Below are 7,787 nucleotides of genomic sequence, written 5' to 3'. Positions count from 1 at the left end.
CGACTACCTGGTAAAAGGGGAAATTACCGCCGATTTGCTGGAACGATCTATTCGCTACGCGGTAGATGAGTATATGCATCGCCGTTCCATTGAGGATAGTGAGAAAAAATACTATGGCATCTTTGAAAAAGCACATGACCTGATTGTACTGGCAGACGGAGAGCGAAATATCATAGACGCCAATCCTGCCGCACTGAGAACCCTTCAGTACAACAGGGAGCAAATGCTGCGATTACACCTGCGGGACCTTTTCATGTCTACGGAACAAAGCGACCACTTCCTCCATAACATTGGCAACAACAGCTTGCCCGCAAGCCAGGAATATGAATTTAAAACTGCCGGGAATAAAAAGCTGGTGGTACTCATCAATGCTGTTACGCTAGACGAAGCTGCACAAATATTTCTTTGTGTGATACAGGATATCACGGATAAAAAACGAGAAGAGCAGGAGAAGCAGCACCAGGAAAAATTTGTGATCACCGGACGTATTGCCAGGGTGATCGCCCATGAAGTAAGAAATCCGCTGACCAATATATTGCTGGCAGTGAGCCAGTTTAAAGAAGAAGAGGAGGTGGTGGCAAATGAAGATGCACTCCTGTATACAGATATTATTGAGCGTAACTGCACCCGCATTAATCAACTGATTACGGAACTGCTGCACAGCACCCGTATGATAGAACTACATATAGATAATTACGGCATCAACGAACTGGTAGAAAAAGCATTGGCCCTGGCGCAGGACCGTTTGCAGCTGAACGAAATCCAGGTAGTGAGAAACCTGGTATCACCGGATATCATGGTAAGCGCAGATGAGGAAAAAGTGGTGATTGCATTTCTTAACATTATTATCAATGCTATTGAAGCCATGGTGCCCGGAAAAGGTATACTAACGATTACGAGCGTACGTAGTAATGATAAAGCAAAATTAATGATCGGAGATAATGGAATGGGGATTCCGGAAGAGAAGCTTTCCAGGTTGTTTGATCCTTTCTATACCAGTAAGGCGAAAGGCACTGGTCTTGGGCTAACCAGCACTCAAAATATTCTTTTAAATCACAAAGGAACAATACACGTAGATAGTGAAACGGGAAAAGGAAGTGTGTTTACCATTGCGTTGCCTACGGCGTAGGGAAGAATTACGAATTACGAATTACGAATTACGAATTTGCGCAGAGATAGTAAACGCGGACATCTACCCACAAATCCGTAATTCGTAATTCGTAATTCTCCTAATAGTTTATATTCAGCAACCGCAATTTGTTATACAATGTTTTGCGGTCTATATTCAATACCTGTGCTGCCTTTGTTTTATTATACTTCACTTCTTTCAGCACGTTAATAATCTTATTATATTCTGCCTGCAAGGCCACTGTTTTCAGGTCATTATCGTTAGATAAAAGTGCCAGTTCACCGGATATATGTATTTCCTCCGGGGCCTGTGCAAATGATTCTTTCATTTCCAGCGGCAGGGCGGACATGGTAATATCTTCCATTTCCGGTGTCAGCAAACAGGCTCGTCTGATGACGTTTTTCAGTTCGCGGATATTACCTGGCCAGTTGTATTGTTTGAAACAATCCCATACTTCGGAAGAAATTTTCCCGCAGGATTTATCCAGTTCTCTTTCTACCTGATTTACGAAAGAAGTAGTAAATAAAGGCAAGTCATCGCGACGTTCTCTCAGCGGCGGAATATAGATCGTAAACTCGTTCAGGCGATGGAACAGGTCTTCTCTGAATTTGCCACGCTGTACTGACTCAGAGAGCTTTTCATTGGAAGCTACAATGATGCGTACATCGATTGGAATTTCTTTCAGGCTACCTACTCTGCGTATTACTTTTTCCTGCAGTACGCGCAGGAGCGCTACCTGAATATCGTAAGATAAGTTAGAGATTTCATCGAGGAAAAGTGTTCCGCCCTGTGCCTGTTCGAAGGCGCCAATTTTGGTATTGATAGCTCCTGTAAAGGAACCTTTTTCATGACCAAATAATTCGCTGGCCGCCAGTTCTTTCGACAAACTTCCGCAGTCCAGTGCCACGAAGGGTTGCTGATTTCTTTTGCTGTGGTGATGTATTAAATGTGCAACAGATTCTTTACCGGTACCGGTTTCACCAAAAATAATCACACTGTAATCGGTGGGGGCAACGAGTTTAATCTGTCGGATTAATTCTTTCGCGCCTTCACTTTCACCGTATACATATTTGTCGTTCTTATCATTCTGGTTTCGGGATAATAGTGTTTCCCTTACTTCTGGTTCACTACCGGATTCCACGGGCCTTACCGCTTGTCTTTCCTGTTCGGATTCCTTATGTGCAAAGGCTTTATGCACAAGGCTCAGGATTTCATCAGGGTACAGTGGCTTGGATAAATAATCGTAAGCACCGTTTTTCACCATTTCCACGGCCACTCTCACGTCGGTATAACCGGTGATAATGATCACGATAGTAGCAGGATTGATCTGACGGATATCCTGCAGCAGTTGTGCGCCGTCAGTATCTTTCAGCCTGTAATCGCAAAGTACCAGGTCATAGGTTTTCTCTTTCATCATTTTCAGTGCAGCACTACCTGTCATGGTAGTATCCACATCAAATCCATGTTTCCCGAGAAACTTACTCAGGAGTGTACAGATATTAATTTCATCGTCTATGATCAGAATATTTTTCATACTTCTTTAATATGTGGTAATTGGCAACAGAAAAGCTTAGTTAAAATTACTAATAATACTAAGAGGCACCTAGCTTTTAATTGTGTCTATTAGTTCATCAACATGTTTTACGCTAAAAGGTTTAGCCAGGAAGAAAGCAGCTCCTGCCTTCAGGGCAGTTTGTTTCTCCATTGCGTTGTCATATGCGCTGATGGTGATGACAGGTAAAGTGGGACATTTCGCCTTTATAACCGGTAGTGCTTCGAGTCCGGATCCATCTGGCAGATGGATATCCAGGAAAAGCAGGTCCGGCTGATGTTTGAAGATGGCCTGCATGCCTTCACCTAATTCATGTACATACTTTACGGTATATCCATGACGCACGAGTGTAAGTTGCAATAGTCTGCAAATATCCGGTTCGTCATCTATTATAAGAATGCTGGGATATTTCATTGTGCTATCAGTTGAAGCCGAGTCGGACAGGCTCCAGGCTATTTTGTTTCGTTGTAACATACTTATGTTTATTCCATTGTTCCATCAAAAGTCTGGCTATCAGATAACACACGGTAGATTCAGCGCCCTGGTTCTGGTTTATATTGTTTTTCTCCAGGCCATCGTAGCAACCGTAGGTTAGCGGATTATATACCAGTTGTTTCAGGTGGTTATTGCCTAAATACCAACTAAATGCCAAACGCATTTTTTCCAGGTATGATTTATTTTTTGTGATGTTATAAAACGTATTCATTGCCAACATGGTGTAAGCTACTTCGATGGATTGTTCGCCTCCATCTTCTGGTTGCTGGTTGGTGTGTTTATGATACCATGTTTTATTGCTGATGACCTTCATATGGCTATCTGTAAAGGTTTTGCTGCAAAGGAACGTCAAACTGTCTTCAGCTGTTTTGCGGTATCCTTCTATTCCTGTTACGTGGTATGCCATCATCATTGCTTCGGGCAGCACTGCATTACCGTATGTCAGGTAAGATTCATACCAATGCCAGTTTTCATCAGCCTCGTCTTTGTAATGGTTATACAATTTTGCAGCCAGAATATGTAAGATCTCAGCGGCTCTTCCACCTTGTTTATAGTTCAGGAAGTAATACAGTCCTTTAATGGTAAAAGCGATGGCTCTTGGTGATTGCAGTGCTTCCATCCAGTTAAAGCACTGTCTGAAAAGTGATAATGAGTCCTGTACTACATCAAAGGGAAGACTTCTATGTGAAGAGAGTGCGTAGCCCAGCGCCCATACGGCGCGGCCGTTGGCGTCTTCCAGGTTTACTTCTTCATTCATATTGGAGAAGTCGCCGTTTATATCCACATAGTTAAGGAATTTGCCGGAAGGCTTCTGGCAGTGGCCTATAAAATCGATGTATTTGCGGCATAATGAATTGACGAAGCTACTGGGTTTCAGTTCATTGCCATAGATACACATGGCAATGAGTGCGCGGGCGTTATCATCCAGGGTGTAGCCGAATTCGGGATCCGGCACATCGTGTTTTGAGAACTGCAGCATACCAAATTCGTCTGTCATACGATCGACATGATCGAGGTATGGAGGTGGCAGATTTGGCAATATTTTATCTTCTGCCAGGGCTTCGCTGATCACGCTCATGTGCGCAATAGCCACATTTTCCCAGATAGAGTTGCGTGTTTTTTCAATGGCCGACTGGCTCATTTGCTGTCTTAGTGCAGGATCTCCCAGCAATAACAGGGCGCTTGCTGCCAGTTGTTCCGGGTTATTGAAATCGATCAGACAACCAGCGCCATCTTCCAGCATTTCGCGGGCTTGCACAAACGAAGTAGAAATAACGGCGCAACCTGCGCTCATGGCATACACGAAAGTACCGCTTACCGCCTGATGCGGATCCTTAGACGTAAAGAGGTATATGTCTGTTAATGATAAATAATCGAGTAATGTTCTCAGGGAGAGATAGGAATTGACAAATCGTACATTCTGCTGCAGTCCCAGTTCTGTCACCAGGTCCTCCAGTGAATTCCTGTATTTTTCACCTTCTCTGGAAGATATCACCGGATGCGTTTTTCCAAGTACCAGGTAGATGGCATCCGGATATTGTTTTACAACATCTTTCATGGCCCTGATAGCGGTTTCTACGCCTTTATTTTCGCTAAGCAGTCCAAAAGTGCTGAGCACCATTTTTCCTTCCAGCTGATATTGTTTTTTCAGGGCTGGCACATCTTCTACGATGTGTGCGTGGGTGCCGTGTGGTATGTGTACAATTTTATCGGCAGGCACATGGTATACGCCGCGCAGCAATTCTGCGGATGAGCGGGTCATCACAATTACTTTTGCGGCCAGTGCGCTGATAAGACTTACTACTTTGGTACACTTCAGATCGGGGTATGGTAATACAGTATGGAAGCGAACTACAAAAGGCTTATCCAGTAAGGAAAGCATCGCTAACAGGTTATGTCCGTATTCACCACCATACAAGCCAAACTCGTGTTCAAAACAAACCAGGTCTATTTTATCGTTCTCATTTATTTTCTGAGCAAAATCAATACAGTTGTCGATATCAAATGGATTAACACTGTATGTAACGGGTGTTTGTTTGACGTTGGCAGATTTTCCTGATTCTTCCAGTGCAGCTATTTCAATATTCAGGTTGCCGGCAAAATTCTTATTCATCGCATTTACCAGGTCCTGTGCGAAAGTAGCAATGCCGCATTCGCGAGGCGGATAAGACGTAACAAAAAGCAAGTTTCTGATCTTCATGGCAAAAATTTTATGCAACGTAGTTAACAAGTAACCAGTTCCCTTATCCTCGGGACGGGATACTGCATGTTTCAAATATCAATCCAATGCCTGCCTTGACGGATTACAGCGGATTTGTCCGTCAAAAAATGTGGAATAATTTCCACACTTATTGTCCCCTATCCACAAAGGCCGGAACAGATATATTTTTTCTGTATTTACATTTGATTAACGGTCCATGTAAACATATTTCTTTATAATTGTAATGTAATTCACCGGAAGGGGTGGTTAAACAGGCACAAATGACAATATTTAATCAATAATTACGGTCAATGTTGTTCTTTGTCCATATCAGCTTAATTTAGCTGAAGTATGAGCACCGAGTCTATCATGTGAATTACACTTAAACCATTCCGTTCTCTCATTAAACCCAAAATCGTCGTTATGCGAAACATTGCATGCACATTCAACGTAGATGGAATACCGACCAAAATCAATCTGCGGAAGCTGCCGCGTCAAAGGAGGTTTCAGGCAATTATAGACCGAAATATTACGGAGTATATCATCTCTGATGAAACGAATGAAATTGAATATTACGAGGGGCCTGTGTTAAATGAATATCTTTTTACCAGGATTGCGACCCTGATTAAACAATACTTCCCAAATGTGCGGGCGATTATGAAGATTGGAGAGGATAACTATGAGGACTACGATGATTTTTAAATAAGTTTTTTCTAGGAACCATAAACAACAAATGGAATCGAAGGGAGATAATGGGAGTTTTTTCCCCTAGATTCCATTTACCCTTATGTGTAGAAAATAATTTTATATAAAGCCTTTCTCCAGCGACAGGAATGCTTCCGAGGGATGCACCTGTTGCCATAAGATAGCATATACTGCCTGCGCTACAGGCATATAAGCCCCGATGTTTCTGTTCATTTCGTGCATGCATTTGCTGGCATAATAACCTTCTGCAATCATATTCAGCTCCAGTTGTGCCGCTTTAACGCTATATCCTTTTCCGATCATATTACCGAAAGTACGGTTACGGCTATGCAGTGAATAGCAGGTCACCAACAGATCGCCCAAATAGGCACTGGCACTGTAATTATGCACCATTGGCTCCGTTCCTGCCACGGCAGCTTTTTGTTCTTCATACTTCTCCAAAAAATCCTGCATTTCCCGGAAGCAATTAGCGATGAATACACTGATGAAGTTATCGCCGTATTCCTGTCCGTGCGCAATACCTGCGCCCATAGCATAAATATTTTTTAACACCGCCGCCAGTTGCACCCCTATCACATCGGTGTTTACAATGGTTTGGAGATAGCTGCCGGTAAATTTATCCGCTATGGCCTGTGCGGAGGCGATATGCGTACCTGAAAAGGTGAGGTAAGACAATTTCTCATTGGCTACTTCTTCTGCATGACAAGGCCCTGTAATGGTGAAATACTGGCTGGCCGGCAAATTGAATTGTGTATGCAGGTACTCTCCTATCAGCACATTGTTGCTGGGCACCAGTCCTTTTATGGCAGAAATGATCTTTTTATTTTCCAGCGCATCTGTGGGCAACTGGCGTAGTACATCTTCCAAAAAGGCAGAAGGCACCGCCAGCACCAGTTCATCACAGGCTGCTACGACGGCTCTTACATCACTGCTAAGGGATAGCAGGCTGGTATCGAAATATACAGAAGTGAGATAGTGCTTATTATGGTGCCGCTGCTGCATATGACGGATCGTATCCTCGTTTCTGATCCACCAATGAATATGATGCCCGTTGTCTGTCAGGATTTTAGCCAGGGCAGTAGCCCAGCTACCACTACCAATTATACCAATGCTCTTGCTCACAGTGCAATTTTTTACGCAAGGTAATTAAAAAGGCAGAAAGCGGATTTTTGTCTTTGTCCAGGATTATACTGATTTGGATGATTTTCCAGATTTTGTTTTACCGGATTAAAAAAGATTAGCGAAGAACAATGCGGATGTCCACATTATTCTTCGCTAATCTTTTTTAATCTTATAAAATCCTTAAACCAAAATCTGGAAAATCATCCAAATCAGTATAATCCTGGACAAAGACAACATTCGCTTTATTTTGCCTGTCCTTCGAATAAATCTCCTTTAGGCACCACCTTTACTTTCTTCCCATTGTCGAGCAACCGGGAGATAGCGGTGTATGGTGCGCTGATCACCTGATCACCAGCGTTAAGACCGGAGGTGATCTGAATCCAGGCATCGTCCTGTACCCCTGTTTTTACGGCCACCATTTTCACGGTACCATCTTTCTGTAATACAAACACCACTTCATTTACGACAGGTTTAGTGTTGGCAGAAGAACCTGGCGTAGTATCGTCCTGTTCCGGTTTCTTTTTATCGCCATGAGATTTGGTGGTATCTGCATCACGGGTAGTTACGGAATTGATTGGAATGGT

General features: G+C 43.1%; 6 protein-coding genes and 1 pseudogene. 2 read left to right on the top strand and 5 right to left on the bottom strand.

The window, feature by feature from the left end:
• Nucleotides 1–1,129, top strand: a 1,129-nt coding sequence (locus VIP81_RS12685; protein WP_331960864.1) for a two-component system sensor histidine kinase NtrB, incomplete at its 5' end; no start/stop codon positions are given.
• A gap of 100 nt (nucleotides 1,130–1,229) precedes the next feature.
• Here the strand turns inward: VIP81_RS12685 and VIP81_RS12680 are convergent.
• From VIP81_RS12680 to VIP81_RS12670, 3 genes are all read right to left on the bottom strand, one after another.
• Complete coding sequence (locus tag VIP81_RS12680; RefSeq protein ID WP_331960861.1) at nucleotides 1,230–2,663, bottom strand: sigma-54 dependent transcriptional regulator; 1,434 nt, start codon at nucleotides 2,661–2,663, stop codon at nucleotides 1,230–1,232.
• A 69-nt stretch (nucleotides 2,664–2,732) separates the two neighbouring features.
• Complete coding sequence (locus VIP81_RS12675; RefSeq protein WP_331960858.1) at nucleotides 2,733–3,095, bottom strand: response regulator; 363 nt, start codon at nucleotides 3,093–3,095, stop codon at nucleotides 2,733–2,735.
• Between the two features lie 7 nt (nucleotides 3,096–3,102).
• On the bottom strand, nucleotides 3,103–5,376 hold the full coding sequence (locus VIP81_RS12670; protein ID WP_331960855.1) for a glycosyltransferase: 2,274 nt from the start codon (nucleotides 5,374–5,376) through the stop codon (nucleotides 3,103–3,105).
• A gap of 423 nt (nucleotides 5,377–5,799) precedes the next feature.
• On the opposite strand from VIP81_RS12670, the gene VIP81_RS12665 reads away from it, so the two are divergent.
• Entirely contained in the window at nucleotides 5,800–6,078 is a 279-nt protein-coding gene (locus VIP81_RS12665; protein ID WP_133807608.1) for a hypothetical protein, read from the top strand.
• A gap of 102 nt (nucleotides 6,079–6,180) precedes the next feature.
• Here VIP81_RS12665 and VIP81_RS12660 read toward each other — a convergent pair whose 3' ends face one another.
• Nucleotides 6,181–7,203: an NAD(P)H-dependent glycerol-3-phosphate dehydrogenase gene (locus tag VIP81_RS12660; RefSeq protein WP_331960850.1), complete on the bottom strand. Its 1,023-nt coding sequence runs from the start codon at nucleotides 7,201–7,203 to the stop codon at nucleotides 6,181–6,183.
• Between the two features lie 242 nt (nucleotides 7,204–7,445).
• Nucleotides 7,446–7,787: pseudogene (locus VIP81_RS12655) on the bottom strand (efflux transporter periplasmic adaptor subunit); the annotation flags it as partial.

The organism is Chitinophaga sp. (assembly GCF_036566945.1).
Taxonomy (GTDB): domain Bacteria; phylum Bacteroidota; class Bacteroidia; order Chitinophagales; family Chitinophagaceae; genus Chitinophaga.
Note: the sequence above shows the minus strand (reverse complement) of the source record. Positions and strands in the feature narration are given on the sequence as shown.

Coding starts and splice junctions, on each gene's coding strand:
- VIP81_RS12670 (WP_331960855.1), bottom strand. CDS start 5,376: ATGAAGATCAGAAACTTGCTTTTTGTTACGTCTTATCCGCCTCGCGAA.
- VIP81_RS12665 (WP_133807608.1), top strand. CDS start 5,800: ATGCGAAACATTGCATGCACATTCAACGTAGATGGAATACCGACCAAA.
- VIP81_RS12680 (WP_331960861.1), bottom strand. CDS start 2,663: ATGAAAAATATTCTGATCATAGACGATGAAATTAATATCTGTACACTC.
- VIP81_RS12675 (WP_331960858.1), bottom strand. CDS start 3,095: ATGAAATATCCCAGCATTCTTATAATAGATGACGAACCGGATATTTGC.